Below are 26,466 nucleotides of genomic sequence, written 5' to 3' on the forward strand. Positions count from 1 at the left end.
CCTTGCCTATTTGCAATTTTAGTTCGTATTCTACGACAGCAATCGCAGTGAAATATGTAAAAGATAGAGTGGGCCGCTTGTAGGTGGCTTTCGTGCTCCCAGCTTGGTGCTGCGCTTGCCCCTACCTTTACACCCATCGAGATTGGGCAGTTTTGGCAGGATGGGTATTGGTGCAATTTGTTGTATCTGGTGGCAAAAAACGCCACTGGCCAAGTAATAAAATTACAGAAATCGCCCGGATTTTTGCGCTGTATCAAGCATTCGAGCTTCTGGGGCCTAAAAGCCGACGCAGGATTTGATTTGTATCAGTAGCGGCCAGCCAACACTCCGTATACTGGCTTCATCGGGTGAAGGGAAAGCAAGCAAAAGCCTTTTACCCAGCAATCACAAACACAACCCATATAAGAGGTGTTACCGTGGCTCAACCGTTATCTCCAAGCGTATTAGATAGAATGCACCGCTACTTCCAGGCGGCGAACTATTTGTCTGTTGGTCAGATTTATTTGCTCGACAATCCAATGCTGAAATTGCCGCTCAAACGCGAGCACATCAAGCCACGTTTGTTGGGCCACTGGGGTACTACACCTGGTTTGAACTTCATTTTTGCTCACGCTAACCGCATCATCACCGAGCGTGAAGTGAACATGATCTACATCACTGGCCCTGGCCATGGTGGCCCTGGTTTCGTTGCGAATACCTGGCTGGAAGGTTCTTACGAAGAGTTTTTCCCAAGCATCGACCGTACTGAAGCAGGTATGCAACGCCTGTTCAAACAATTCTCTTTCCCACGCGGCATCCCATCGCACGTAGCTCCTGAAACGCCAGGTTCTATGCACGAAGGTGGCGAGTTGGGTTACTCAGTATCACACGCTTACGGCGCGGCTTTGGACAATCCAGACCAAGTTGTGATCGCAGTTGTGGGTGATGGTGAAGCTGAAACTGGCCCATTGGCTGCTTCTTGGCACTCGACTAAATACATCCACCCGATCAATGATGGTTTTGTATTGCCAATCTTGCACCTGAACGGCTACAAAATTGCCAACCCAACGCTTCTTGCCCGTATGGACAAAGAAGAAGTGACTGCGCTGTTCACGGGTTACGGCTATGAGCCAATCTTCGTTGAATTGAAAAACGAAACCTTCAACGACCAACCAGAAACTTTCGTCCAAATCCACCAAGACATGGCTGCGGCAATGGACTTGTGTATGGATAAATTCGCTGCAATCCGCGCTGCTGCGATTGCTGAAAAAGACGCTGGCAAACCAGTCACTCGCCCACGTTGGCCAATGATTGTAATGCGCACGCCAAAAGGCTGGACTGGCCCGAAAGAAATCAAAGGCAAAAAAGTAGAAGACTACTGGCGCAGCCACCAGGTGCCATTCTCTGATATCGACGGCGAGAATGTGATCAACCTGGAAAACTGGATGCGTTCATACAATGTAGACACATTGTTTAATGCGGATGGTTCGGTGAAAGAAGACATCGTGTCATTGGCACCAAAAGGCATCAAACGTATCGGCTCTAACCCAGTCGTACACGGCCAGGTTTCTAAAGACCTGAAAATGCCAGACTTCCGTAACTACGAAGTGAAGTTTGCCAAGCCAGGTACTGAAAACGCTGAAATGACTCGCGTGATGGGTAACTTCCTCGCCGACATCATGAAAGAGAACGAAGCTGAGAAAAACTTCCGTATCTTTGGCCCGGATGAAACCGCATCTAACCGTTGGAATGCAACGATTGAGTACTCTGGTAAAACCTGGTTGGCTAACCACTTCGAAGTGGACGGCGTGAACAAGAATGACAACCTGCAACAAGATGGCCGCGTCATGGAAATCTTGTCTGAGCACACTTGCCAAGGTTGGCTCGAAGCGTACAACTTGACGGGTCGTCACGGTTTCTTTAGCTGCTACGAAGCGTTCATCCACGTGATCGATTCAATGTTTAACCAGCACGCTAAATGGCTGAAAACCACGCGTCACATCAACTGGCGCAAACCAATTCCGTCATTGAACTACTTGTTGACTTCACACGTATGGCGTCAAGACCACAACGGCTTCTCTCACCAAGATCCAGGCTTTATCGATCACGTGGTTAACAAAAAAGCTGAAGTGATCCGTGTTTACTTGCCAGCTGATGCGAACACACTGTTGTCGGTGACTGACCATGTATTGCGTTCACGTCACTATGTGAACGTGGTTGTAGCCGGTAAACAGCCAGCGCTGCAATACCTGACTATGGACCAAGCGATCAAACACGCAACTAAAGGTCTGGGTATCTGGGATTGGGCATCTAATGACCAAGACGGCGAGCCAGATGTAGTGATGGCGTGTGCGGGTGAAATCCCGACGATGGAAGCTTTGGCTGCAACTGATATGCTGCGTCAACACTTCCCGGATCTGAAAATCCGCTTCGTTAACGTGTGCGATTTGATGACGCTGCAACCTGAAGAAGAGCACCCTCACGGCTTGTCAGACCGCGAATTTGACGCGATCTTCACGACTGACAAACCAGTGATGTTTGCTTTCCACGGCTACCCATGGTTGATCCACCGTCTGACTTACCGTCGTAACGGCCACGCTAACATCCATGCTCGTGGTTACATCGAAGAAGGCTCTACTTCGACGCCGTTCGACATGGTGGTGGTGAATCAGCTGGACCGCTTCAACTTGGCAATCGACGTGATCGACCGTGTACCTAAACTGCAAAAAATCGGTGCCCATGTTCGTCAAAAACTGACTGACAAACTGGTTGAACACGCTCAGTACATCGCGAAATACGGCGATGACATGCCAGAAGTGAAAGACTGGAAATGGCCTTATTAATCTGAATGCGGCGGGTTAAGAAACCCGCCCTACAGATGAGGTCATTGAAAATAGAAAAACCCGCGTTGAATCATCAGCGCGGGTTTTTTTTGGCCTGCATTCCCCGTAAACTATCCCTTTACAAGGTCGTACCCCGGCAGTAGATGAACAAAAGTGTTGCTCCAAGGCCACCCCGCCACGCAAGGCGGGACTGCGTGGGCGCTTTTGCTGTTGCACTCACAAAGAGATGATTCGTGAATAAAGTTCCCAGCCCCTCATTGCAAGCCCTGATCCAGATCGCCCGCGAAGTGGCCGCGAGCGAGATTATGCCGCGTTATCAAAAAGTAGTGGCTGAACTCAAACACGATGGCAGCCTGTTCACCGAAGCCGATCTGGCTGCGCAAACCGCCTTGCAGCGCCTGCTGCCCCAGCTGGTTGATTGCCCGGTACTCGGTGAGGAAATGAGCCAGACCGAGCAGGAAGCGCTGTGGCATGCGCATCCGGCCGGGCTGTGGATTGTCGATCCGATCGATGGCACCAGCAATTTCGCGCATGGCCTGCCCTACTTTGCCGTCTCGATTGCCTTATATCGCGACCATAGACCGGTGCTGGGCGTGGTATATATCCCGGTGCTGGATGAATGCTTTGCCGCCGAAGCCGGGCAGGGTGCGTGGCTTAATAGCGAGCGTCTGCCGCTACTGGGCGATGATAAAGTGCTCAAACACGCGATGGCGTCGATTGAGACCAAATGGCTCTCTGGCCATCTGGCCACGCGCGTCGTGACTGTTAACCCCTATCACAGCCACCGCAACTTTGGCGCCTCCACCATTGACTGGTGCTGGCTGGCCGCCGGGCGCACCGATGTGATGCTGCATGGCGCGCAAAAGCTGTGGGATTACGCGGCGGGCGTGCTGATTCTGCTTGAAGCGGGCGGCCAGGTCGGCGCGCTGTTTCACGATGATTACTGGGATGAAAATCCGTGGCACCGCAGCGCCATCGCCGCGCGCACGCCCAGCCTGTTCACCAGCTGGATGGCGTGGGTGCAGAAAAACAAGTAGGGTATGGTCTTGAAGGTCTTTCTGGTTACGCTCTCTGGCTATATACCCTTAGCCTTGATGATTCCATTCGATTGACTGGCCTAAGCCATTTCGCAGGGCCAGCGCAGTGTGTGCGTCAGCGCTGCGGGCGGCTTATTTCTTTTTGCGTTTAAGCTGTTCGACTTCCTGTTTATCCAGATAGCGCTGCGCGGCGGCTTCGCGGCCGCTTTGTTTGCGCTGGCTCAGTGCTTCGTTCAGCGCTTTGCGCCGCTGCGAATTGATCAGCTCGTCTTCCATATGCCCGGCTTCCTGCATCGCCTGTTTGAGTGCCTTGGCATCCTGCTTGGCCTGATTAATGCCCATGCTGTTCTCCTTTGGCGTGATTGTAGCAAACCTGACCGTAGCAAACCCGGCCAGCGTGCTGCGACGGCGGCCGGGTTTGCTGCGCTGCGCTCCAGAGCCGCCAACCGCGTGGCCGCGAAATGGGCGCTGGAGGCAGGCTCCGGGTTTAGAGGGTGCCGACGCGGAAAAAGCCCACCGTTTCCTGCAGATGGATCGCCTGCGTGCTCATCTCTTCGGCGGTGGCCGAGAGCTCTTCCGATGACGAGGCATTAAGCTGGGTGGTGTGCGCCAGCTGGCTAATGGCGCTATTGATCTGGTCGATGCCATTACTTTGCTCGCGTGAGGCGGCGGAGATTTCCTGCACCAGATCAGCCGTTTTGCGGATCGACGGCAGCATTTCATCGAGCAAATGCCCGGCGTTTTGCGCCTGCGTCACGCTATTGCTCGCCAGCTCGCTGATTTCCTGGGCCGCAATCTGGCTGCGTTCGGCCAGCTTGCGCACTTCGGCAGCGACCACCGCAAAGCCTTTGCCGTGCTCACCAGCGCGTGCTGCTTCAATCGCGGCATTGAGCGCCAGCAAATTGGTCTGGTAGGCAATATCATCAACAATGCTGATTTTATTGGCGATCTGCTGCATGGCGATGACGGTTTTCTTTACCGCTTCGCCGCCATCGCCAGCGTCGCTGGCCGATTTGCTCGCCATCCCGTCGGTAATGCGGGCATTGTCGGCGTTTTGCGAAATGGTTGAGCTGATTTCTTCGACCGCCGCGCTGGTCTGCTCAACGCTGGCCGCCTGCTCGGACGAATTCTGGCTCAGGGTTTGCGCCGATGCGCTGACTTCTTCGGATGCTGACGCCAGCGCATTGGCCGACTGGGTGACTTCACCAATCACGCTGGTCAGCTTGCTGACCATTTGCTGGATGCTAAAGAGCATCGAGCTGTGATCGTTGGCGTTCAGATTCACGCGTACAGTCAGGTCGCCATCTGCCACCCGCTGCAGCACGGCTACGGCTTCGCTGGGCTCGCCACCCACTTGACGCATAATCATGCGGGTGACAAACAGGCCGATCACCACCGCCAGCACAAAACCACCCAGCATCAGGCCGATCATCAGCTGCACCATTTGCTCGGCGGTGCTGCGGGACTCCTGGTCCATCTGCGTGGCGTAGTCGTCATTGACCTTGATCAGCTTGCCGATTGTCGCCGCCAGCGCGTCATACAGAGGTCGGGTTTCATTGCTGATGACGTGCTGTGCGTCGGCGACTTGTTCCGCCAGCAGTAGGTCGGTCACTTTTTTGGCTGACGCACGATAGGCGGGCAATTGCTGTTTGTATTCGGTGATCAGGCGCTTTTCTTCATCGATCAGCAGGGTGTTTTCATAGGCGGTAAACAGGCTGTCCAGCGCCTGTTCGGTGGCAGCATTTTGCTTGAGCAAATCAAGTGTTCGTTCTTTGTTCTGAAACATGATGGCCACGTAGAGGCGGCGATAGTGGTGCAGATTTTGCGTCTCTACCTTGGACAAATCACGAATCGGTACTAGCCGGTCGGCGTACATGCTGGACATCAATTGCGTCATGACCTTCAGCTCCTTGACGGCGATGCCGCCAATCAGCAAGGCGATGGTGGCCACCACCAGAAAGGAGACGATCAGTTTGCTCATCAGACGAAGTTTGGAAAACCATGCCATACAAAACCCCTTAGTTTGATTGCGATCGCTACCCGGATTAGCAAGCGCTCATGGAGTATAGAAAATCCGCTACTTTTTGCTGACAGAGTCGTGCCACGATAGCCACAGCCCAGCTGTCACCATCTGCACATCGAGTGGAGTGAATCGTGTTAGTGGGATGGTGTCGCCAGATACTGCTTTGGGTATTGCTGGCAATGTCAGTATTTGCGTGAAATGTAGCCATATACCGTGAATAATCGCATCTGTGTGCAGGGTGAATCAGGAGCGCTTATAAATTGGTTTTATATCTGGCTATTGCGATTATTGCCGAGGAGATCGCCACTTCAGCGCTCAAGGCCACGGCGGGCTTTAGCCGTCTATTACCGTCGCTGCTGGTCGTGGTAGGCTATGGCACGGCGTTTTATTTTTTGTCGCTCACGCTACGCAGTATCCCGCTGGGGATGGCCTATGCGCTGTGGTCTGGGATAGGGATTGTTTTGGTTAGCATTGTCGGCTGGCTGCTGTATCGCCAAAGCTTGGATCTGCCGGCGATGGTGGGCATTGCGCTGATTATCAGTGGGGTGCTGGTGATTAATCTGTTTTCCAGAAGCGCCGGACTTTAGTCTCGATATACTAGCCATAGTATTGACGTGTAGGCTTTATCTAGATTGGTCTGTATTAATATACCCCTTGGTGAAACGAGGCTTGAAGAAGGGGCCGTCATCCATCAGGGTGATGGATGACGTAGCGCTTAGGTTTTGTGTGTGAAATGGGTTGGTTGATCCGGGGCAGGATTCCCGCCTAGATTGGCCGCCGTATCGCGCGTGAATGGCTGATCCAGATCGGTATTCAAATCAATCTGCCGCACCGTGCCAGCGCCGCCCTGCTCGCCTAGCCAGATGCCGCTGGCGCGCAGTTGAGCCAGCACGACATCGGCGGCTTTTTCGCTAAAAGGCGTGGCCACTGACTGCACCGAAATCGCGCCCACGCCAGCCTGATGCAGGCTGCGCACCTGATCGCTGCCGCTATGCCACAGCTTGAGCTGCTCAAACGCCGCGTCGCCGCTATCGAGCCAGCCGTTGCCATCACGATCAAGCCGCGCCAGCTCGGCAAAGCCATTGCCGCTTTGTGCGCCAAACAGCTCTGTGCCATCGTCCGCTTTGCCATTCTGGTTGCGATCCACAAACAGCAGCTCGGCTTGCGGCAGGCGCAGCGCTTCGACCTGGCCATCGGCATCCAGATCAAAATTCACACGCGTTTGATTGAGCGCCATGCCGGGTGCGCCAAAATCAAGCACCAGCGGATCGCGCAGGACGCTATGGGTGCTGCTAACGCTGCTATAGCTCGCTTCGCGCCGCAGTGTGTAATCCACTGCAAATTGCCGCTGGCTGCCATCGGCAAGGCAAACTTTGCCGACTGCATTCATGCTGCACGATTCGCTTTCGCGCACATGCACCCGGGTGGTGGTCTCCAGCCATTGTGGCGTTGCTGGTGCTGTGCCTGTGTTGCTGAGGTCGGGGGCTGGGAGCGGGGTGATGGGCTTGGCCTGACATGGCGAGTGATCGCCAAACAGGAGGGCGAGCAAAGACTGAAAACGCTTGCGCTTGGCTTCCAGCGCGGCCTCGGTTTCGGCCGCAGGCGTGGCCGGGTTACTGCCTATTTCGGCTTTGACTTGCGCCAGCAGGCTGCTAAAGCTGGGCTGTTTCGACAGTGCGATTTCGCTGCTGAGCCAGCGCTCGCTCTGCTCCTCGTGCGCGCTGCTCAGTTGCAATTGGCTGGACAGAATATGCATGACAACACTCCTGACGGGGGTAGAAGTTGATGCCATGCATAAGCCATGCCAAGCCGATAAATCAGGTTTAAACTTGATCTCTACTATGCAAGTCTTGATCAAATTGACGTGCAAGGAGGAATAGTCATGTACCGCAGCTTGATTTTCTTCACTACTTTAACCCTTTCCTCCTTGGGGACTGCACAAGGCTGTACCATGATCATGGGTTATCGCACCACGGATCGACTACCTTATATTGAGGCTGCGCCTGACAACTCAGGGCTTTATCTCGATTTATATACCGAGGCCAGCCGGCGTATTGGCTGCCAGCTCAAAGTCATCCGTGAGCCGAAAAATCGGATCATGGAGTCAGTAAAAAGTGGCAGGATTGATTTTTATCCGGGACTCATTTTTTCCCCAGAGCGTGCTAAAGATTTCTTCTTTGCTCCAAATGGCTTGCCCTCGCAGCAGGTAGCACTCACCCGCAGTGGTTTACCATTAATGAACTCATTGCAAAGCATGCGTGGTAAAACGCTGATTATGGCCATGGGCGGCGCTTACAAGCATGCTATTCAATATGGCATCAATGTGCGCACCCCACCCGAGCTAGAGGTAGAGAAAGGTATCGAGTTTATCGAAGAAGGAAAGGGAGATGTGTATGTTGACGAGTTAAGTACCTTGAGTTTTTATCTGAACAACTATGCAAAAAAAGATAAGCTGATGCTGCATCCCAATTGTTGCGGCGGTGCGAGCCATTTCACGATGGGGCTCTCACGCAAATCCAAAAACGCTCGCTATATTCCCAATCCGAAGTTTGATCCATTCAACGAAATTTCTATTGGGAATGATCCCATCAAGCTCGCTCCCGACTCGCTACTCGGGCGCTTTAGCCAAGCGGTATTACAGCTCGGTAAAGATGGCTTTACCGAAAAACTGTACAAACAATATTATGGTATTGAAATGCCCAAGGTTCCCGAAGGCAACTAAGCGCTAATGCCAAGAGCCCCGCAATGCGGGGCTTCTAAATATCTCCTCGATCCATATACCTACAGACCAATTCGAACAACAATCACAACATCAGATCCTAGCGTTTTTCCCCGTGCAGCAGCGCTTCGTTGGCATCGGCAAAACTCATTTCATGGTTTTGCACAAAGCGCGTTTTGTACTTGATGCGATAGCCGAACCAGATCGCAAAAAACATCGGGATACCGATATACGTCGCCGCAACGCCGATCCAGTCGATATGGCCCGCGACAAAGGCCTGATAATTCTGCCCCAGCATCACCAGCACACACAGCGCAAAAGCAAACAGCGGCCCGTAGGGGAAGAATGGCGATTGATACGGCAATTCTGCAAGTGAATGGCCTTGTGCCAGAAACCCTTGGCGGAAGCGATAGTGGCTCACCGCGATGCCGAGCCAGGCAATAAAGCCAGTCATCCCCGACATATTCAATAGCCACAGATAGACGGTTTTATCTTCGCCGAGCGCAGTTAGAAAGCACAGCATGCCGACTGCAGTGGTGGCATACAGCGCATTGCGCGGCACGCCATTATTGGCCAGTTTGCCAAAGATTTTGGGCGCCAGACCTTGCGTTGCCAGCGTGTAGAGCATGCGCGTTGACGCATACATGCCCGAGTTACCCGCCGAAATAATTGCCGTCAAAATCACCGCATTCATCAGCGCCGCCGAGAAGGCCAAACCGGCATTCTGGAACACCAGCGTGAAGGGGCTCAGGCCAATGTCGGCGATGTCGTTCTTGAGCAAATGCGGATCGGTATACGGAATCAGCATGCCGATCAGGAAAATGGCGATCACATAAAACAGCAGAATGCGCCAGAACACCTGGCGAATTGCGCGCGGAATCGCCTTGTGCGGGTTTTCGGCTTCCCCGGCTGCCACGCCGATCAGCTCGGTGCCCTGGAATGAAAACCCCGCCACCATCATTACACCGATCATCGCCGGTAAACCACCCACAAAAGGCGCGTCGCCCGTCGTGAAGTTATGCCAGCCCGCCTGCTCGCCGCCATGCATAATGCCGGCGATCATCAGTACGCCAGTGACGATAAACACGATCACTGTCACCACCTTGATCAGCGAACACCAGAATTCAGCCTCGCCAAAGCCGCGTACCGAGATCACATTGAGTGCAAACATCACGGCTAAAAACAGGCCACTCCAGTAAATGCCAGGCACATCGGGAAACCAGAACGCCATAATCAGCTGCGCGGCGACCAGCTCGACGGCAATCGTTACCGCCCAGTTGTACCAGTAATTCCAGCCCAGCGCGAAGCCAAAACCCGGCTCGACAAAGCGCGCACCATAGGTGGCAAACGAGCCCGACACCGGCATATAGGCCGCCAGCTCACCGAGACTCGTCATTAGGAAATACACCATCAGACCGATCAACAGGTAGGCCCCAATCGCGCCGCCTGGGCCGGCTTGGGCAATGGTGGCGCCCGAGGCCACAAACAGCCCGGTACCGATTGAGCCGCCGATCGCGATCATGGAAAGATGGCGCGCTTTTAAATTGCGCCGCAAAGTGCCCGGAGGTGAAGTGGTGCTCATCGTTTCTGCTTCAGTAATTTGATTAAAAAATAAGCAATGATGATGCCCTAAACTGCGGGGATTGTCGTTTGTGGCTATCCCCTAGGCCTTGTGAATGCCCTAATGGCTGACTATAGTTCAAGCCGATTTTCAGGCTTGGTCATGATCTGATTTTTAGGTTTGTTTGGAGGTCTTATGTTGCCTGGAATATTGCTGCTACGATCAGGCCTGGCGGCTGTTTTAGGCGCCAGCGTGTTACTGTATGGCAGCAGCACGGTACAGGCAGCTGGCTTGCCCGAGTTGACCATTTATACCGAGAACGATCCGCCGTATGTCACCGTGGACGAACAAGGCCGGATTGGCGGCCTGACCAAGCCTAGGCTGCAGCGCTTTTTGCAATCGATCGGCTATTCGACCCGCGATATCAAAGTCCAGCCTTGGGTGCGTGCCTACAAAGAGGCGATGAGCCAGCCCAATGTCCTGATTTACCCGATTGCCAAAACCCCGGAGCGTGAAGCGCGGCTGACTTATCTGTACCGGCTATATGATGCCAGTGTCTATTTTTATCGGCTTAGCGAGCGCACCGATATTCGGGTAAATAATCTGGCCAGCGCCAAAAAATACCGCGTCTGCGCCGTGCGCGGCGATTACCGGGCCGAATACCTGCAAAGCCAGCGGTTTGAGCGCATTGATCTGGCGCCCGATTCAACGGCCAACCTGAAAAAACTCCTCGCCGGACGCTGCGATCTGGCCATCCTCACCGAAATCGGTATCCACAGCAAACTGGCGCAGCTCAACGAACAACCCGAACGTGTCAGCATTGCCTATCCTTTGCTTGAACTCGATAGCAATCTATATATCGCCATCAATAGCTCAAGCAAACCCGAGACCATTAAGCTACTGAAAAAACGCGCCGCAGCGCTCGATTAGCCAAGCAGTTTCTGTGCTGGTGCTTCTATCACTGCGCTCATTTACTCTTGCGCAATACAATTGGGGCAGGTGGCGGTGATTTCGATTTCTTTTTCCATCAGCCGAAAGCCTGATGCGGCTAAGGCATCCAACAGACTATGGTTGACCGAATCATTATCGTATTCGGTCACATGCTGACAACGCGGGCAAATTAATAAAAAGCTGGGTGTGTCCGCGTGATGGCAAAGATGCTTGCAGGCAACAAAGGTATTGAGCTTGCAGATCTTGTGTGCAAAACCATGCTCAAGCAGAAAATCCAATGCTCTGTAGGCGGTGGGCGGCGTTGCCGATGACTTTTGTAACTTGATTTTGTCGAGCAACTCATAGGCTTTTAAGCCATTGGGGGCGCTAAATAGCAGTGAAAATGCCAGCTTTCTGATTGGGGTGAGCTGGATCGCCTTTTGCTGGCAGATGGTCTCGATCTCGCTAAGAGCCGATTGAAGATCGCATGTGGACATCACTTAACTCGCCTGCTGACGGATTTGACTTGAAATTCTAGTCGCTAGACGTTGCTGATGCAATGTTATAATATTGCATTCAATTGTTTAGAAATGAGAAAAGTTGCTATGGGGGCCGAAAAGCAGATTGACAGGCGGATACCAGTAGCCGTGCTGACGGGTTTTCTGGGGGCAGGAAAAACGACGCTCCTTAATCAGCTGCTAAAAGAGCCCGATTTTCAAGACACTGCAGTCATCATTAATGAGCTAGGAGAGATCGGTGTTGATCATCACTTGGTCAACGTCTTGGATGAACACACTTTTCTACTGGCAGCGGGCTGCATTTGCTGCTCTGTGCAAGGCGAGCTGGTTGATACGCTCAAACAATTGTTCATGCGCGTCACCAACAAGGAAATCAAACCGTTCAAGCGCGTAATCATCGAAACCACCGGGCTCGCCGATCCGTCTCCGGTGCTGTATTCCTTGCGAAACGAGGGTTTTCTGGAAGATCGATATCGTTTTGATGGCACTTGCACTGTGGTTGATGCCAAGCTGGATTTAGACACCATCCAGCGCAGACCCGAAGCCGCGCAGCAAATCGCGCTGGCCGACTTGATCGTGCTGAGCAAAACCGATTTGGTGAGTGATGAGCGGCGCAGCCAAATCGAGGCCACGCTATCGACGATGAATGCTTCTGCCCAGCAGATCAGCAGCGATCAAGTGGCAAGCATTGCCCAGTTGTTTGGCCAGCTCAATCCCGTGCAAACCAACCAGCCCGCCAAAGCCACGCGTACTTGGCTCACCGGCCAAGCCAGGCCGCTTGGCCGTCTTAGACCGAGTTTGGCGTCGAATACGCGTCGAAGTTTAGGCGAGCAGCACCCCGGTGTTTCAACCTTCGTACTGCGCTTGAATGAATCACTCTCTCCACTGCGCTTTTTTACGTGTATGGAAGCGCTGCAGATTTTTTACGGCAAGCAAATTTTACGTTTCAAAGGCATTGTGCAATTTGAAGGTAAAGATCAATGGCAAGTGATTCAAGGGGTGCACGGTCAGCTTTATCCACTGGGGACCTTGGACAGCGTGATTGACCCCGAATGGCGCTCTTGCTTGGTGTTTATTGTTGACCGGCTCGATCACAAAGAAATTGAAGAGGACATCCAAAATATTCTTTTCAATCCGCAGCACCAAGCGGCCCCGGCATGAAAAAGCCACTCCAATTTCTGGCGATAAAGGCTTTACGTTTTTATCAAATCGCAATTAGCCCGCTGCTTGGGCCACGCTGCCGGTTTTATCCCAGTTGCTCAAGCTATGCGATTGAATCGATTGCGAAATATGGCTTCTTTGTCGGTGGCTATTTGAGTCTTCGCCGTTTGTTGCGCTGCCACCCCTTCAATCCCGGTGGCTACGACCCTGTGCCCTCTGATTTGTGCAAAGAGCGTGCGCCCTTCAATCGATATATCAGGAATAGAAAATCATGAAACCCATCTTAATTCGCAATGCTCGTTTAGTGAATGAAGGGGTTGAATCCATGGTGGATATTCGTATCCTGAATGGCCGTATTCACCAAATTGCCAGTAGCTTGCAGGGGCGTCAGGGCGAGATTGATCTGGATGCGGATGGCTGCTTTGTGCTGCCGGGCATGATCGATGATCAGGTGCATTTTCGTGATCCGGGCTTTCCAAATAAAGCGACGATGGCTTCTGAATCAAGGGCTGCGGTAGCAGGCGGCATTACCAGCTTTATGGATATGCCCAACACCAATCCTCCTACCTTGACGCGAGCGGCGCTGGCCGAGAAAAAGTTGCGCGCAGCCGATAGCTCGCTGGCCAACTATGCGTTTCACTTTGGCGTGAGTAAGGAAAACTTGGCGACAGTGGCGCAACTTGATCCGCGTGAAGTCTCTGGCGTTAAAGTGTTTATGGGCGCATCGACGGGCAATATGCTGGTGGATGATCCGGTGATTCTTGAAAACTTATTCGCTAATTGCCCGACTATTTTGCTGACCCATTGTGAATACACCCCGCGCATTCGTCAGCGCGAAATCGCATGGGCCGCGCGCTTTGGTGACGATATTCCGGCAAATCAACATCCGCTAATTCGCGATGATGAAGCCTGCTATCAATCGTCGAGCTTAGCCGTGTCATTGGCTAAGCGCTATGGTACACAGCTGCATGTATTGCACATTACCACGGCTAGAGAGTTAGCTTTATTTGAAAGCGGTCCATTAAGCGGTAAATCGATTACGGCCGAAGTGTGCGCGCATCATTTATTGTTTGATGACCGTGATTACGCCCAATTAGGGCATTTGATCAAATGCAATCCCGCCATCAAAACCGCTGCCGATAAGGCCGCGCTCCAAGCGGCATTGCTGAGCAATACGCTGGATATTATCGGCACCGATCATGCGCCGCATACGTGGCAGGAAAAGCAGCAGACCTATATGAAAGCGCCGTCCGGCCTGCCGCTGGTTCAGCATGCGCTGCCCGCTTTGTTGGAGTTGGTGAATGATGGCGTCATGCCTATCACCACGCTGGTGAGCAAAACCAGCCACGCCGTGGCAGAGCGCTTTGCAATCGAGCAACGCGGCTATGTACGTGAGGGCTACTGGGCTGATCTGACCATCGTGAAGCGGCACGCAACGCCACAAGCAGTGGCCAGTGCCCCGATTCTGGCGCAGTGTGGCTGGACGCCGTTTCAGCACTATGCCTTTCATCACACCATTGAAACCACCATCGTGTCTGGTCAGATCGCGTGGCATCACGGTGAAATCAATTCGCACTGCCAAGGTCTTCCGCTGCGCTTCAATCGCTAAGCGGCTTTCTCATTCATCACCGAACCTCGAACGCCTTATTTATATGCCACAAATCACTTTACCCGACGGTCGCCAGATTCAATACGCGGCGCCAATCACTGCCCATCAAGTTGCCTTGGATATCAGTCTGGGCCTTGCCAAAGCCACGCTTGCCGCACAGGTCAATGGGGTTTTGGTTGATAGCCAGACTGGCATTGAGTCGGATGCTTCAGTGCGGCTGATTACTACCAAAGATCCTGAAGGCCTTGATATCCTGCGCCACTCTTGTGCGCATCTGCTGGCCATGGCGGTGAAATCTCTGCACCCGACCGCACAGGCCACTATCGGTCCGGTGATCGATGACGGGTATTATTATGACTTTGCGTTTGAGCGTAGTTTCACGCCCGACGATCTGCTTGAGATCGAACAGCGTATGCGCGAATTGGCCGCGGCCAATTTACCTATCCAGCGCCGCACCTTGGCGCGCGATCAGGCGATAGAGTTGTTTCTCGCCAAGGGTGAGCACTATAAAGCTCAATTGATCCAAGACATTCCAGCTGATGAAGTCTTGTCACTGTACCAACAAGGCGAATTTGAAGACTTGTGTCGCGGGCCGCATCTGCCTCGCACCGGCTTGATTGAGCATTTCAAACTAATGCGGGTGGCCGGGGCGTATTGGCGTGGTGATGCAAAAAACGCCATGCTGCAACGCATTTACGGCACTTGCTGGGCTGATCAAAAATCGCTCAAAGCGCATTTACACCGGCTAGAAGAAGCCGCGAAACGCGATCATCGCAAGCTGGGCACCCAGCTTGATTTATTCCATTTTGACGAATGTGCGCCCGGCGCGGTGTTTTGGCACCCGAAGGGCTGGACGCTCTTTCAACAGCTGATTAGCTTTATGCGCCAGCAGCAAAATGACGCCGGCTATGTCGAGGTCAATACGCCCGATGTAATGGATCGCGGATTGTGGGAGCTATCTGGTCACTGGATGAATTATCGTGATCATATGTTCACCACCACGACGGAAGACGAGCGCATTTTCGCCTTAAAACCGATGAATTGCCCAGGGGCGGTGGCCTTGTATGCGCGCGGGATTCGTAGCTACCGCGAGCTACCTTTGCGCATGGCCGAGTTTGGCAAAGTGCACCGCTATGAGCCTTCAGGCGCTTTGCATGGGTTGATGCGGGTGCGGCATTTTACGCAAGACGATGCGCATATTTTTTGTACCCAAGCGCAGATGCAGCAAGAGTGCGCCCAAACCATCCAGCTGATTTTCAATATTTATCGCCAATTTGGCTTTACCGAGATCAAAGTCAAGCTCTCGACTCGGCCTGAAAACCGGATCGGCAGTGATGAAAATTGGGATGTACTCGAAGGCGCGCTGCATGGGGCTCTAGCGAGCCAGAATATTGCATATCAGATCAACCCCGGCGAAGGCGCTTTCTACGGCCCGAAACTGGAGTTTGTGCTGTGCGATGCGATTGGCCGTCATTGGCAATGCGGTACGCTGCAGGTGGATCTGAATCTGCCCGAACGTTTTGATATCAGCTTTATTAATGAGCATAACGAGCGGGAACGCCCGGTGATGTTACACCGTGCTTTATTTGGCTCGCTGGAGCGCTTTATTGGTATTTTGATCGAGCACTACAGTGGCATCCTACCGCTGTGGCTGGCGCCAGTGCAAATTGTGGTGCTCAGCATTAGCGAAGCACAGGCCGAATACGCCAAAACGGTTTTCCGATTATTAAAACAAGCCGGCTTTAGGGCAAAACTGGATGTTCGTAACGAGAAAATCGGCGTTAAGATCCGTGAGCATACCTTGCAAAAAGTGCCTTATCTCGTCGTGCTTGGCGAGCGGGAAATGGCCGAATCGCAACTGACACTGCGCAGCCAAGCGGGTGAAAATCTGGGCAGCTTTAGCCATGCCGAGGCGATTGAGCAACTTCGCAGCCTGAGCAAAATCGTCCCCATCGACGCGGAGGTACTTGGCGGATGAGCATCTGGCTAAATCTAGAACAAGCCCAGCTGGGCGAGAGCCAGCCATTACACGAAGTGATTGCGGCCATCCCGTGGAATCAGGATGGACTCATCGCCGCCATTGCCCAGCAACACGATAGCGGCGAAGTGCTGATGCTGGCGTGGATGAATCAGCAGGCCTTGCTCGAAACCTTGGCCACCGGCCGCGTCTGCTATTGGTCGCGCTCACGTCAGCAACTCTGGCGTAAAGGCGAAAGTAGCGGCCACACGCAATATCTGGTGAAGGCCCGTCTTGATTGCGATGGCGATGCCATTTTGCTGCAAGTCAGGCAAGACGGCCCCGCTTGCCATACCTTGAGGTCCAATTGTTTTTATAACGAGATCGCTGCGGATCAGGTCGTCGTCATCAGTCGTCCTCAGGACTAAAACGTCTATTTTGCATACTCCCTCTGGAATCGCTATGAATCCCTTATCTTGCCCGCCACAAGCACTGGTTGATGTTCAGTCATCACACGATCAGCGCAATATCGCCATTCAGAAAGTCGGCGTGAAGTCAGTACGCCATCCGATCGTTTTCAGCGACAGCGATGGTATCGCGCAGCCAACGATTGGCGACTTCTCGCTGTATGTGCATTTGCCAGCGCACTATAAAGGCACGCATATGTCACGTTTTTTGGCCTTGCTCAATGATGGCGAAGTGGATTTATCGTTGTCGCGCTTTCCTGCTTTGCTGCAGCAAATGCGGGATAAGCTCGAAGCGAGTCATGGCTATATCGAGGTGAGCTTTCCATATTTTCGCCGCAAAATTGCGCCAGTATCGGGTGTTTCCAGCTTGCTCGATTATCAGGTGAAACTGATTGGCGAGGTTGATGAGCATGGGGTATCACTCTGTGTTCAAGTGATAGTGCCAGTTACTAGCCTATGCCCCTGCTCAAAGAAAATCTCGAATTACGGCGCGCACAATCAGCGTAGCCATGTCACCCTCACGGTACGCCCGCATGCGGGCACGCAGATCAGCCTGAATCAGCTGATTGACATTGCCGAGCGTGAAGCCTCGTGCGAGCTATATGGCCTGCTCAAACGCCCTGATGAAAAATATGTCACCGAGCGCGCCTACGAAAACCCGAAATTTGTCGAAGATCTGGTGCGAGATCTAGTAGCCAGCTTGCAATCAGACCCGCGCATCGCCTCATACACCGTCGAAGCTGAAAATTTTGAATCGATACATAATCATTCGGCCTACGCCCAGATTAGTAGCTTGTGAGCGATGAGATTTGGCGTCGGATTACACTGGTGACTGGGAGCTCGCACGCTCTGGCAAGCTTAATGCGGGCTAGTGCCGAGCTTCTCGGCTAAAACGTCGAGCAAAGCGCGAACCGCTGGGGCTAGGCCGCGCTGGCTGACATACACCGCCTGCACATGGCTGAGTGGGAACTGCCACTCGGGGAGGACTTCCGCCAGATCGCCGTTTTCCAAGTCGGCACTCACATAATCACTCGGCAGCATGGTGACGCCCAGGCCCGCGATTGCCGCTTGGCGGCGTAGGCCAAAATGCTCGGTGACCAGTCGGGGCGGTAACACAAATTCGCGGCTTTCTGCTGCGGCGTTGACCAGTCGCCAATGGATATTCTGGTCAGCACTCACCATGCCGAGAGCGGGTGCCATCGTGAGTGCACCGGGGGTGGTAATGCCGCCGTATTGCGCAATCAAGCGCGGGCTGGCGACCAGCATTGCGCGCGTTGAGCGCAGTCGCCGCGTGGCCCATTGCGGGTCTTCATCATCGGTGGCGCGCACGCGCAATGCGACATCGATGCCCTCTTCCAGTAAATCGACCCGTCTAGTGGTCGAAATAATTTCCAGCACCACCTTGGGGTGATCGACGATAAATTGGTGCAAGATGTCCGCCAGACTATCCATCATCGCCGGCGGTACGCTAAGGCGCACCCGCCCAGCTGGCTCGGCGCGCAGGCTGGCGACCACGCATTCGGCGGCTTCGGCTTCGCGCAGCACGGCCTGGCAGTGCCCCAGAAATTTTTGCCCCACATCGGTCAATGTCAGTTTTCGGGTGCTGCGTTGCAGTAGTCGCACGCCCAGACGCTCCTCAAGAGCGGCAATCCGGCGCGATAACCGCGATTTGGGTATCCCTAATTGCCGTGCCGCTGCGGAAAAGCCGCCAAATTCGATCACGCGGGCGAAATACACATAATCGTTAAAATCTGCGCCGATTGGTGTCATCAGTAGAACAATCCTTCCCAATTTTGCTATCTAGTGGCTATTTTGCGCCAAATATAAGATGCCTACATCAAAACTATTTAGCCACAAAGGATTGCACCATGAACTTGCTCCAGATTGATTCCAGCATTTTGGGTGATCACTCAGTATCACGCCAACTGACCAAAGAAGTGGTTGAAAGTATCCGCTTGGCCGAGCCAGCGGTGAATATCACTTACCGCGATGTGACCAGCGCGGCGACTTTGCATCTGGATGGCCCTTTGCTCGCCGCCAAAGGGATGCCCGAGCAACAGCGCAACGCACAACAAGCGCATCAGGTTAGCATTGCCGAGGCGGTGATGGCCGAGTTTCTGGCGGCCGATGTGTTAGTGATTGGCGCGCCAATGTACAACTTCTCGATCCCGAGCCAGCTCAAAGCATGGATCGATATGATCACCGTGGCGGGCGTGACATTCAAATATGGCGCGAATGGCCCCGAAGGTCTGGCGGGTGGTAAACGCGCGGTGATTGTGGCCACCGCGGGCGGCCAACATGCCGGCACGCCGACTGGCATTGCGCATATTGATTACCTGCGTGTATTGCTGGGCTTTTTGGGGATTAGCGACGTTCGCGTCATCGCGGCCGAAGGCTTGGCGATGGGGCCCGAGGTGCGTGATCCTGCGCTGGCCGCGGCCCGTGCAAAATTGAGCTCAATTGCAGCTTAAATAAGATAAAAGTAGTTTAAAGCTAATATATTCAATTAAAAACGGCCAATTTCATGCTTGAATTGGCCGTTTTTTACGCCTATATTTGCAACATAGTTGCGCAACTATGTTGCAATTGTCTATGCTAATGGCTTTTTGGGCGGAGCCGTAGCATGAAAAAACTACCTGTCACCGTTTTATCCGGCTTTTTGGGCGCAGGTAAAACCACTTTGATGAATCACGTGCTGAAAAACCGCGCTGGCCTGCGCGTGGCGGTGATTGTGAATGATCTATCAGACGTCAATATCGACGGTGAGCTCATTCATCAGGGCGGCTTTGCGCGCGGCGAAGAGCGCCTCGTCGAAATGAGCAATGGCTGTATTTGCTGCACGCTGCGCGAAGATTTACTCGAAGAAGTCGCGCGTTTGGCCAAAGAAGATCGCTTTGATTATTTGCTGATCGAATCAACCGGCATTGCCGAGCCTTTACCAGTCGCCGAGACATTTACTTTCCGTGACGAGCAAGGCCAATCGCTATCCGATCTGGCACAGCTCGATACGATGGTGACGGTGGTGGATGCATTTAACTTTTTGCGCGACTATGCTGGCGGCGATTTACTGGCCGAGCGCGGCGAAACGGCCGGCGAAGGCGACGATCGCACCGTGGTGGACTTGCTGATCGAGCAAGTCGAATTTTGCGATGTGCTGGTGATTAGCAAGCCCGATCTGGTTAGCGCCGAGCAGCTGGAACAATTGCAGGGAATTTTATCTGCGCTCAACCCACGCGCAGTGCAATTGATCGCCGAAAACGGCGAGGTGCCACTGAATGCGATTTTGGGAACCGGCCGCTTTGATTTTGATGAGGCCGCTAACGCGCCGGGCTGGCTGGCCGAATTGCGCGGTGATCATGTGCCGGAAACCGAGGAATATGGCATTAGTAGCTTCGTCTGGAATGCGCGCCGCCCGCTGCACCCACAGCGTTTCTGGGATTTGATCCACAGCGAATGGGATGGCGTGTTGCGCTCAAAAGGTTTCTTCTGGCTAGCCAGCCGCCCGAGTTTTGCCGGTAGCTGGTCACAAGCCGGTGGTGCGTGTCGCCATGGTGCAGGCGGCTACTGGTGGGCCAGCGTGCCGAAAGAGCATTGGCCGCAAGACGATGATTCGCTCGACGCAATTGCCGATGGTTGGGATGATAATTTTGGCGACCGTAAACAGCAAATCGTATTTATTGGCATAGAGATGGACGAAGATCTGCTCAAATCACGACTGAATGCCTGCCTGCTGACCGATGCCGAATTGGCCAGCAAAGATTGGAGCAACTACCCCGATCCATTCCCGGCATGGGGTGTCGCCGCCGATGAGCCAGAGGCCGTACCGGCGTAAATCAGCGCCGTGTCGCAGGGCTTAGCTATTCGGGTAAGCACTGCGCCGGTAGATCGGCAATCGCATTCATGACGCTGGCGGCGGTGAATTTGAAACGGCTCCAGATCGGCAGCCCGGCGCGGGCTAGCCGCTGGGCCGTCCAGCTATTGCAGGTGTTCAGCAGGTAATAGTTGCCGACGGCCGCAAAGAATTCGCTGTCGCCATACAGCCCGGAGCCTAGTGGCTGCACGTCTTGCTGTGCGTTCAGCGCCAGACTCTCGCTAATTGCTGCGTTAAGCTGCTCCAGTTGGGTATTGCTTAGGCATAAAGCCTTGATATGCTCTTTAGCTATATACTTGGCTGGGGTATTGCCAAGCCCGACAATATGCATAATCGAACCGGAGAGGCCAAACATGGCCTTGAACGTGATTTTGGTGGTGATTTCCTTGGCCTGATAAAACCCCTTATCCCCCCAGCCGATTTCAAAATGACTGGCCGCAGCAAAGCGTTTTTGCAGCGCAGGAAAGCGCTCTTTAAATGGCGCTGCTGGCACGATCAGGCCGGTATGCCAGCCATTATTGACCACATACACGGTCTGCTGATTCGGTGCTGTTTCTGCGTGCGCCAGAGGTGTCAGTGCGCACAGGAGTGTATACAGAGCCAGCGCAGCGATGAGCTGGCCGATCTGCCTGATGTGTTGGGGTAAGTCGCGTTTGAATTGGGTCAACATAGGTACTCCACACTGGAAGTCCGCAGCATAGATGCGGGAAAAAGCAGTGTCCATGCAGGCGATGTTACGGTGGGTGCCTGCGTGTTGAGCGCAAGTACACATAGAGGAGCTCGGCGGATTTTTCGGTAAAAAGGCTGCCTAATTGGGGTAGGCAAGCTAAGTTAAAACATTGCCTCTAGCCTGACATTCGCCATGACTTTGCCCGCCCCAACCTGGCTGCATATCGAAGAGCCAACGCTGCGCCGCCTGCACGAACCGATGTATGGCAATCTGCAGCCCCACCATCTGGGCAAGCTGGCGCACTCGATTGTGGCTGGCGAAGTGGCCGTGCATCACCATTGCCCGATTAAAACCACGCTGGGCTCCTGCATTGCGGTGTGCCTGTTTGATCCGCACAGCAGGCTGATCGGCATGAATCATTTCATGGTGCCGCTGCGTCATAGCAAGGATGATCTGGACGGCTACTTTTCCGGCATGGCGTCGATGGAAGTACTGGTCAACGCGATGATGAAGGCGGGCGCGCTCAAGCATCATTTGCTGGCCAAAGCGTTTGGCGGCGGCGACGTGCTGGATATGAACCAGCGCCCGACTGTGGGTCAGGCCAATATCGAATTTACCGAAACCTGGTTGCGCAACGAAAAAATACCCTTGGTCGCCAGCGATCTGGGTGGGAAATGGGCGCGGCAGGTGATTTTTGAGCCATCGACCGGCGATGTATTTTGCCGCCGCTTTAGCGCGCACGCCGCCCGCAGCCGCGAGCTGGGCAAGGCCGAGCTGCAATACGCCGCACAATTGCAGCTGTCGCAGCGCGTGACCAAGATTGATTACTTCTAGCTTGGCTTGGCGTAAGGGTATTGCCTTGTAGATCAATATATTACTGGTCTGCAAGGCAATACATGCCAGGTGTATCTGCGGGGTAGGCGCAAAAAAACCGGAGCCAGTGCAATGCCTGATAGCGCATTGCACCCAGTTCCGGTGTTTTTTCTGCCTAGGCGGGCTGAGCTGCTTAGGGCGGCTCAGTTTGGCTAGGTTGATTGCTTGGACGAGTTTAAAGCTTACTTAGTGCGCGGCGTGTAGCCACGGCGTTGGCCAGATCCGACAGCAGTTTTTCGGTGTCATCCCAGCCGATGCACGCGTCGGTAATCGATTGGCCGTAGCACAATTCTTTACCCGCGCCATCGTCCTGACGGCCTTCAACCAGATGGCTTTCCACCATCACGCCAAAGATCGCGTCGTTGCCGCTGGATACTTGGGCACAGGTATCAGCGCACACTTCCATCTGGCGACGGTAGTCTTTGCGGCTATTGGCGTGGCTGAAGTCGATCATGATTTTCTTGGCCAGACCGGCTGCGGCCAGATCAGCCGATGCTGCACGGACATGCGTTTCGTCGTAGTTCGGCTCTTTACCGCCGCGCAGAATCACGTGGCAATCCGGATTGCCGCCAGTGGCCACAATCGCCGAGTGGCCGTATTTGGTCACTGACAGGAAGTGGTGTGGCTGACCGGCGGATTTGATCGCATCGAAAGCGATTTTCAGATTGCCGTCGGTGCCATTTTTAAAGCCCACCGGGCAAGATAGGCCTGAAGCCAGCTCGCGGTGAACTTGTGATTCGGTGGTGCGGGCGCCAATCGCACCCCAGCTCATCAGATCGGCCACATATTGCGGCGTGATCATGTCGAGGAATTCGCCTGCCGTTGGCATGCCGGTGTTGTTCAGGTCAACCAGCAATTTACGCGCAATGCGCAGGCCTTCGTTGATATTGAAGCTGCCATTGAGGAACGGATCGTTGATCAGGCCTTTCCAGCCGACGGTGGTACGCGGTTTTTCAAAGTAAACGCGCATCACGATTTCCAGCTGGCCTTTGTATTGCTCGCGCAATTTAAGCAGGCGCTGGCCGTATTCAAGCGCAGATTTCGGGTCGTGAATCGAACAGGGGCCAATGATAACCAGCAGGCGGTCGTCATTACCGGTCAGCATTTGATGAATCGCCTGGCGCGTTTCAAATACCGAGGTCGACGCGGTTTCATTCACTGGATATTTTTCGATTACTGCCACGGGCGGGAGTAACTCTTTGATTTCGCGGATGCGGACGTCGTCGGTTTGGTAATGCATGATCTTCCCTGCAGGCTAAGTGCAATCAGAGATTGCCTGTATATTCTTTAAAGAGAAGAGATTATCGTCTAAAGCGCTTGGCGGCAAGCGACGAAACGCAAAAAGCGCGTGGCAGGTGACTGGATGGAGGAGAAATCAGGCTGATTTGCAGTCAGCGCAAATGCCTTTGACGGTAATTTCTACCGAGTCGGCGATAAATGACTTGGGCAGCGCCACGGGCAGATCGGTTTTGACGTCTTCCAGGCAATAAAACCGGCCGCATTGCTGGCAATGAAAATGCGCATGATGATGCGGCGCTTTGGCTGCCGAGAAGCGCCAAACCCGATCGTCGCCGGATAATTTGTGCGCCAGATTTTCGGCGGTCAGCCAGTCGAGCACGCGGTAAACGGTAACGCGATCAAGCCCCGGCGCGAGCAATTCCTGAATATCCAGATGCGACAGCGGGCGCTGTGCGCCAAGCAGGGCCGCCAAAATATCAACCCGCGCTGGCGTGATGCGAGCGCGGGTTTTGCTGATCAGTTCACGCGCGGTGGCGCGTGTGGTGTCATTCATGGGGGGGCAATCAATCCGCGTACTGTTTTTTCTGTCGTTCGCGGCGTTCCTGCGCTTCCAGCGACAAAGACGCCGTTGGGCGCGCCAGCAGACGCAGCAGACCGATCGGCTCACCAGTATCTTCGCAATAGCCGTAATTTTCTTCGGCGATTTTGCGCAATGTCGAGTCGATTTTCAGCAATAGCTTGCGTTCGCGGTCACGCGTGCGCAATTCCAGTGCATATTCCTCTTCCAGAGTGGCACGGTCAGCCGGATCAGGCGTTGCTTCCTGTTCCTGCAGATGGCTGGTGGTCTGGCTGGCATTAGCCACCAGCTCGGCTTTCATTTGCACCAGACGCTCGCGGAAGAACTCGAGGTGATCCGCGTTCATATAGTCATCTTCGGGGCCTTTCCAGTCCCGGATGTCTTGTTCCGTGAGTTTTGCCATGATTATTCTCGCTTTTTGACAAGGTTGGCCGCTTACAAAATAAGCAACCCAGTAGGGCACGCAGCTTAATCAACTCCGCAGAGCAATGCAATAAGGTTGCGTGACAATCGTATTAAATCTAGCGTTTTATTGCGCCAAAACCCAGCGAATAATCACGCGCAGGTCTTTGTCTTCAATCTGCTGGGCCGGCATTGGAATTTTGCCCCATTTCCCGCCGGGCAGGCCTTTGCGTACTTCGGCCATCAGCATTGCTTCGGCGTCTTTCTGGCCTTTGTAGCGCTTGGCCACTTCTTTGTACGAGGGGCCAACGATTTTCTGATCGACCGAGTGACAGGCCAGACAATTGTACTTGGCGGCGATCTTGGCACCGTCATCAGCAGCAAATACCGAGCTAGAGCATAGCAAAGCCAGAACCATCAAAGTGTTGCGCATAATCATCATTCCTTCCCAAAATGTGCAACTATTCTACTCCGCTTCACAGCAGATGCGCGCCTGCGATAAGCCCTTATCTCGGCTGTGCTACACTCGCGCGATTGAGCGGACAATTGATTTGGGAAGACAAGAGATGGATCGTGGGCAACGTTTTATGGCTGCGGCGATGGTTTTATCGCTGATTGCGCACGCCTTCCCCATTTTTGGCATTCAGTTTGTGCTGCCTGATCCACGCCAGTTTATTTCGCAGCAACCGCTGGATATTGTGCTGGTCAACCAGAAAACCACAACCCGCCCCAGCAATGCCGAAGTTGAAGCGCAGGCCGATCTGGACGGTGGCGGCAATACCGACGCACCCAATCACCGAGTTAAATCCGCACTGCCTGCCAAATCCAAGCAAACCGAGCTGGAGCTGGAGCAGGTGGAATCGCGCCTGAAAAAGCTGGAAGAGCAAAACAACCAGCTGATGACGCAGCTTAAATCACCGCAGAAAGCTGCGACCGATAGCAAAAATGTGCAGGATAAGCCTGACGGTCAGCCGCTGGATCTGGAAGAACTCAAAGACCAGGTGCGCAAGCAGCAGGAAATCGCCGGCCTAGCCGCCCAGATTGCCAAGCAGAATCACGAATACCAAAGCAAGCCGCGCAAGGCCTTTGTCGGCGCGCGCGCCAAGCAAACCAGTGTGGCCATGTATATGGACGGCTGGCGGCAGAAAATCGAGAAAGTGGGCACCATGGCCTATCCGGTCGATGCCACAGGTAAGAAAATCTACGGTCAATTGCGCGTTACAGTTGAAATTGACGCCGATGGCGCAATGCGTAGCGCCCAAATTGACAAAAGCTCGGGCAATCCACAGCTTGATGCCGCCGCGCTGCGTATTTTGAAAATGGCCGCGCCATTTTCCAGATTGCCACCCGACATGCTCGATTCCAGCGGCAAACCCGCCACGGTGCTGGTGATTACCCGTACCTGGACCTTCGAGCGCCAAACGCTGACCTCCGATTAATGCGCATCCTCGGTATCGACCCCGGTTCGCGCACCACCGGTTTTGGCGTGATCGACGTTGTTGGCCAGAATCGCGTTTATGTCGCTTCAGGCTGTATCAAAACCCAGGGCGGGCCGCTGCCCGAGCGCATCAAAATCATCCTCGATGGCATCGCGCAAATTGTCGCGACGTACAAGCCCGATGAATCAGCGATCGAACAAGTCTTTGTTAACGTCAACCCTGCTGCCACTTTGATGCTGGGCCAGGCGCGCGGTGCAGCTGTGGCGGCTTTGGTGTTGGCTGGACTACCTGTGACGGACTACACCGCGTTGCAAGTGAAACAAGCCGTTGTGGGTAATGGCCATGCCGACAAAGCTCAGGTCGGGCTGATGGTGCAGCGCCATTTGCGCCTGTCGGGCGTACCGCAAGCCGACGCCGCCGACGCGCTCGGCGTCGCCCTGACGCATGCCCAGCACCAGGGCGGCGCAGCCAAGCAACTTGCGGCGTACCGGATGTCGATGAAGCGCGGGCGAATGGCCTAGGGGTATGTGCTTGTAAGCCTTGTTGTAATTGCTCTACAAATATATACATTGCCATGTATTGAGGCGCGCT

Annotated in this window: 27 protein-coding genes; 16 read left to right on the forward strand and 11 right to left on the reverse strand. The window is 53.9% G+C overall.

Annotation, left to right across the window (positions count from 1 at the left end; translation table 11 throughout):
* The first annotated feature begins 347 nt into the window (after nucleotides 1-347).
* Both FLS37_RS05255 and FLS37_RS05260 read left to right on the forward strand, forming a co-directional pair.
* A complete protein-coding gene (locus FLS37_RS05255) occupies nucleotides 348-2,822 on the forward strand; it encodes a phosphoketolase (protein ID WP_232522497.1) in 2,475 nt (824 codons plus the stop codon).
* A gap of 266 nt (nucleotides 2,823-3,088) precedes the next feature.
* The gene (locus FLS37_RS05260; RefSeq protein ID WP_157315109.1) at nucleotides 3,089-3,859 is read left to right on the forward strand and encodes an inositol monophosphatase family protein; all 771 of its coding nucleotides are present in this window, start codon (nucleotides 3,089-3,091) and stop codon (nucleotides 3,857-3,859) included.
* A 132-nt stretch (nucleotides 3,860-3,991) separates the two neighbouring features.
* On the opposite strand, the gene FLS37_RS05265 is transcribed toward FLS37_RS05260, so the two are convergent.
* Nucleotides 3,992-4,201: a hypothetical protein gene (locus FLS37_RS05265; RefSeq protein WP_157314909.1), complete on the reverse strand. Its 210-nt coding sequence runs from the start codon at nucleotides 4,199-4,201 to the stop codon at nucleotides 3,992-3,994.
* 145 nt (nucleotides 4,202-4,346) lie between these two features.
* Entirely contained in the window at nucleotides 4,347-5,867 is a 1,521-nt protein-coding gene (locus FLS37_RS05270) for a methyl-accepting chemotaxis protein (RefSeq protein ID WP_157314910.1), read from the reverse strand.
* A gap of 275 nt (nucleotides 5,868-6,142) precedes the next feature.
* On the opposite strand from FLS37_RS05270, the gene FLS37_RS05275 reads away from it, so the two are divergent.
* Entirely contained in the window at nucleotides 6,143-6,469 is a 327-nt protein-coding gene (locus FLS37_RS05275; protein ID WP_157314911.1) for a multidrug efflux SMR transporter, read from the forward strand.
* A gap of 128 nt (nucleotides 6,470-6,597) precedes the next feature.
* Here FLS37_RS05275 and FLS37_RS05280 read toward each other — a convergent pair whose 3' ends face one another.
* On the reverse strand, nucleotides 6,598-7,638 hold the full coding sequence (locus FLS37_RS05280) for a hypothetical protein (RefSeq protein ID WP_157314912.1): 1,041 nt from the start codon (nucleotides 7,636-7,638) through the stop codon (nucleotides 6,598-6,600).
* A 126-nt stretch (nucleotides 7,639-7,764) separates the two neighbouring features.
* Between FLS37_RS05280 and FLS37_RS05285 the strand changes: the two genes are divergently transcribed.
* Complete coding sequence (locus FLS37_RS05285; protein WP_157314913.1) at nucleotides 7,765-8,604, forward strand: ABC transporter substrate-binding protein; 840 nt, start codon at nucleotides 7,765-7,767, stop codon at nucleotides 8,602-8,604.
* A gap of 97 nt (nucleotides 8,605-8,701) precedes the next feature.
* Here FLS37_RS05285 and FLS37_RS05290 read toward each other — a convergent pair whose 3' ends face one another.
* A complete protein-coding gene (locus FLS37_RS05290) occupies nucleotides 8,702-10,183 on the reverse strand; it encodes an amino acid permease (RefSeq protein ID WP_157314914.1) in 1,482 nt (493 codons plus the stop codon).
* Nucleotides 10,184-10,357: 174 nt separating this feature from the next.
* On the opposite strand from FLS37_RS05290, the gene FLS37_RS05295 reads away from it, so the two are divergent.
* On the forward strand, nucleotides 10,358-11,092 hold the full coding sequence (locus tag FLS37_RS05295; RefSeq protein WP_157314915.1) for an ABC transporter substrate-binding protein: 735 nt from the start codon (nucleotides 10,358-10,360) through the stop codon (nucleotides 11,090-11,092).
* A 41-nt stretch (nucleotides 11,093-11,133) separates the two neighbouring features.
* Here the strand turns inward: FLS37_RS05295 and FLS37_RS05300 are convergent, their stop codons facing one another.
* A complete protein-coding gene (locus FLS37_RS05300; RefSeq protein ID WP_157314916.1) occupies nucleotides 11,134-11,589 on the reverse strand; it encodes a transcriptional repressor in 456 nt (151 codons plus the stop codon).
* 93 nt (nucleotides 11,590-11,682) lie between these two features.
* Between FLS37_RS05300 and FLS37_RS05305 the strand changes: the two genes are divergently transcribed.
* Genes FLS37_RS05305 through folE2 form a run of 6 tightly spaced genes read left to right on the forward strand, consistent with a single transcriptional unit; the run spans nucleotide 11,683 to nucleotide 17,603 of the window.
* Nucleotides 11,683-12,771 carry a GTP-binding protein gene (locus FLS37_RS05305; protein ID WP_198314494.1) on the forward strand — a complete coding sequence of 363 codons (1,089 nt, stop codon included), beginning with the start codon at nucleotides 11,683-11,685 and terminating at the stop codon, nucleotides 12,769-12,771.
* Nucleotides 12,768-13,046, forward strand: a complete 279-nt coding sequence (gene yidD / locus FLS37_RS05310) for a membrane protein insertion efficiency factor YidD (RefSeq protein WP_157314918.1) — start codon at nucleotides 12,768-12,770, stop codon at nucleotides 13,044-13,046. The genes FLS37_RS05305 and yidD overlap by 4 nt, the downstream gene beginning before the upstream one ends.
* Entirely contained in the window at nucleotides 13,043-14,380 is a 1,338-nt protein-coding gene (locus tag FLS37_RS05315; protein WP_157314919.1) for a dihydroorotase, read from the forward strand. Before yidD ends, FLS37_RS05315 begins: the two co-directional genes overlap by 4 nt.
* 43 nt (nucleotides 14,381-14,423) lie before the next feature.
* Nucleotides 14,424-16,358: a threonine--tRNA ligase gene (gene thrS / locus FLS37_RS05320; protein ID WP_157314920.1), complete on the forward strand. Its 1,935-nt coding sequence runs from the start codon at nucleotides 14,424-14,426 to the stop codon at nucleotides 16,356-16,358.
* Nucleotides 16,355-16,765, forward strand: coding sequence for a phosphoribosyl-AMP cyclohydrolase (gene hisI, locus FLS37_RS05325; protein ID WP_157314921.1), 411 nt, complete (start codon nucleotides 16,355-16,357; stop codon nucleotides 16,763-16,765). The genes thrS and hisI overlap by 4 nt, the downstream gene beginning before the upstream one ends.
* 34 nt (nucleotides 16,766-16,799) lie before the next feature.
* Nucleotides 16,800-17,603 carry a GTP cyclohydrolase FolE2 gene (gene folE2 / locus FLS37_RS05330; protein ID WP_157314922.1) on the forward strand — a complete coding sequence of 268 codons (804 nt, stop codon included), beginning with the start codon at nucleotides 16,800-16,802 and terminating at the stop codon, nucleotides 17,601-17,603.
* Between the two features lie 59 nt (nucleotides 17,604-17,662).
* Here the strand turns inward: folE2 and FLS37_RS05335 are convergent, their stop codons facing one another.
* Entirely contained in the window at nucleotides 17,663-18,574 is a 912-nt protein-coding gene (locus FLS37_RS05335; RefSeq protein ID WP_157314923.1) for a LysR substrate-binding domain-containing protein, read from the reverse strand.
* A 98-nt stretch (nucleotides 18,575-18,672) separates the two neighbouring features.
* Here FLS37_RS05335 and FLS37_RS05340 point away from each other — a divergent pair, with 98 nt between their 5' ends.
* Nucleotides 18,673-19,275, forward strand: a complete 603-nt coding sequence (locus FLS37_RS05340; protein WP_157314924.1) for an FMN-dependent NADH-azoreductase — start codon at nucleotides 18,673-18,675, stop codon at nucleotides 19,273-19,275.
* Nucleotides 19,276-19,427: 152 nt separating this feature from the next.
* Nucleotides 19,428-20,636: a zinc metallochaperone GTPase ZigA gene (gene zigA / locus FLS37_RS05345; RefSeq protein ID WP_157314925.1), complete on the forward strand. Its 1,209-nt coding sequence runs from the start codon at nucleotides 19,428-19,430 to the stop codon at nucleotides 20,634-20,636.
* 25 nt (nucleotides 20,637-20,661) lie between these two features.
* Here the strand turns inward: zigA and FLS37_RS05350 are convergent, their stop codons facing one another.
* Complete coding sequence (locus FLS37_RS05350; protein WP_157314926.1) at nucleotides 20,662-21,345, reverse strand: TIGR02117 family protein; 684 nt, start codon at nucleotides 21,343-21,345, stop codon at nucleotides 20,662-20,664.
* Between the two features lie 192 nt (nucleotides 21,346-21,537).
* Between FLS37_RS05350 and FLS37_RS05355 the strand changes: the two genes are divergently transcribed.
* Complete coding sequence (locus FLS37_RS05355; RefSeq protein ID WP_157314927.1) at nucleotides 21,538-22,179, forward strand: chemotaxis protein CheD; 642 nt, start codon at nucleotides 21,538-21,540, stop codon at nucleotides 22,177-22,179.
* 214 nt (nucleotides 22,180-22,393) lie between these two features.
* On the opposite strand, the gene aroG is transcribed toward FLS37_RS05355, so the two are convergent.
* The 4 genes from aroG to FLS37_RS05375 form a co-directional block, all read right to left on the reverse strand.
* Nucleotides 22,394-23,458, reverse strand: a complete 1,065-nt coding sequence (gene aroG / locus FLS37_RS05360) for a 3-deoxy-7-phosphoheptulonate synthase AroG (protein WP_157314928.1) — start codon at nucleotides 23,456-23,458, stop codon at nucleotides 22,394-22,396.
* A gap of 135 nt (nucleotides 23,459-23,593) precedes the next feature.
* Nucleotides 23,594-24,010 carry a Fur family transcriptional regulator gene (locus tag FLS37_RS05365; protein ID WP_157314929.1) on the reverse strand — a complete coding sequence of 139 codons (417 nt, stop codon included), beginning with the start codon at nucleotides 24,008-24,010 and terminating at the stop codon, nucleotides 23,594-23,596.
* A gap of 10 nt (nucleotides 24,011-24,020) precedes the next feature.
* Complete coding sequence (dksA, locus tag FLS37_RS05370; protein ID WP_157314930.1) at nucleotides 24,021-24,437, reverse strand: RNA polymerase-binding protein DksA; 417 nt, start codon at nucleotides 24,435-24,437, stop codon at nucleotides 24,021-24,023.
* A 126-nt stretch (nucleotides 24,438-24,563) separates the two neighbouring features.
* Nucleotides 24,564-24,869, reverse strand: a complete 306-nt coding sequence (locus FLS37_RS05375; RefSeq protein WP_157314931.1) for a c-type cytochrome — start codon at nucleotides 24,867-24,869, stop codon at nucleotides 24,564-24,566.
* Nucleotides 24,870-25,002: 133 nt separating this feature from the next.
* On the opposite strand from FLS37_RS05375, the gene FLS37_RS05380 reads away from it, so the two are divergent.
* Both FLS37_RS05380 and ruvC read left to right on the forward strand, forming a co-directional pair.
* Nucleotides 25,003-25,875 (forward strand): energy transducer TonB, encoded by an 873-nt coding sequence (locus tag FLS37_RS05380; protein WP_157314932.1) that lies wholly within the window; start codon nucleotides 25,003-25,005, stop codon nucleotides 25,873-25,875.
* Nucleotides 25,875-26,396 carry a crossover junction endodeoxyribonuclease RuvC gene (gene ruvC / locus FLS37_RS05385; RefSeq protein WP_157314933.1) on the forward strand — a complete coding sequence of 174 codons (522 nt, stop codon included), beginning with the start codon at nucleotides 25,875-25,877 and terminating at the stop codon, nucleotides 26,394-26,396. Before FLS37_RS05380 ends, ruvC begins: the two co-directional genes overlap by 1 nt.
* Nucleotides 26,397-26,466: the final 70 nt, after the last annotated feature.

The sequence above is a fragment of the Chitinibacter sp. GC72 genome (assembly GCF_009760905.1).
GTDB lineage: Bacteria > Pseudomonadota > Gammaproteobacteria > Burkholderiales > Chitinibacteraceae > Chitinibacter.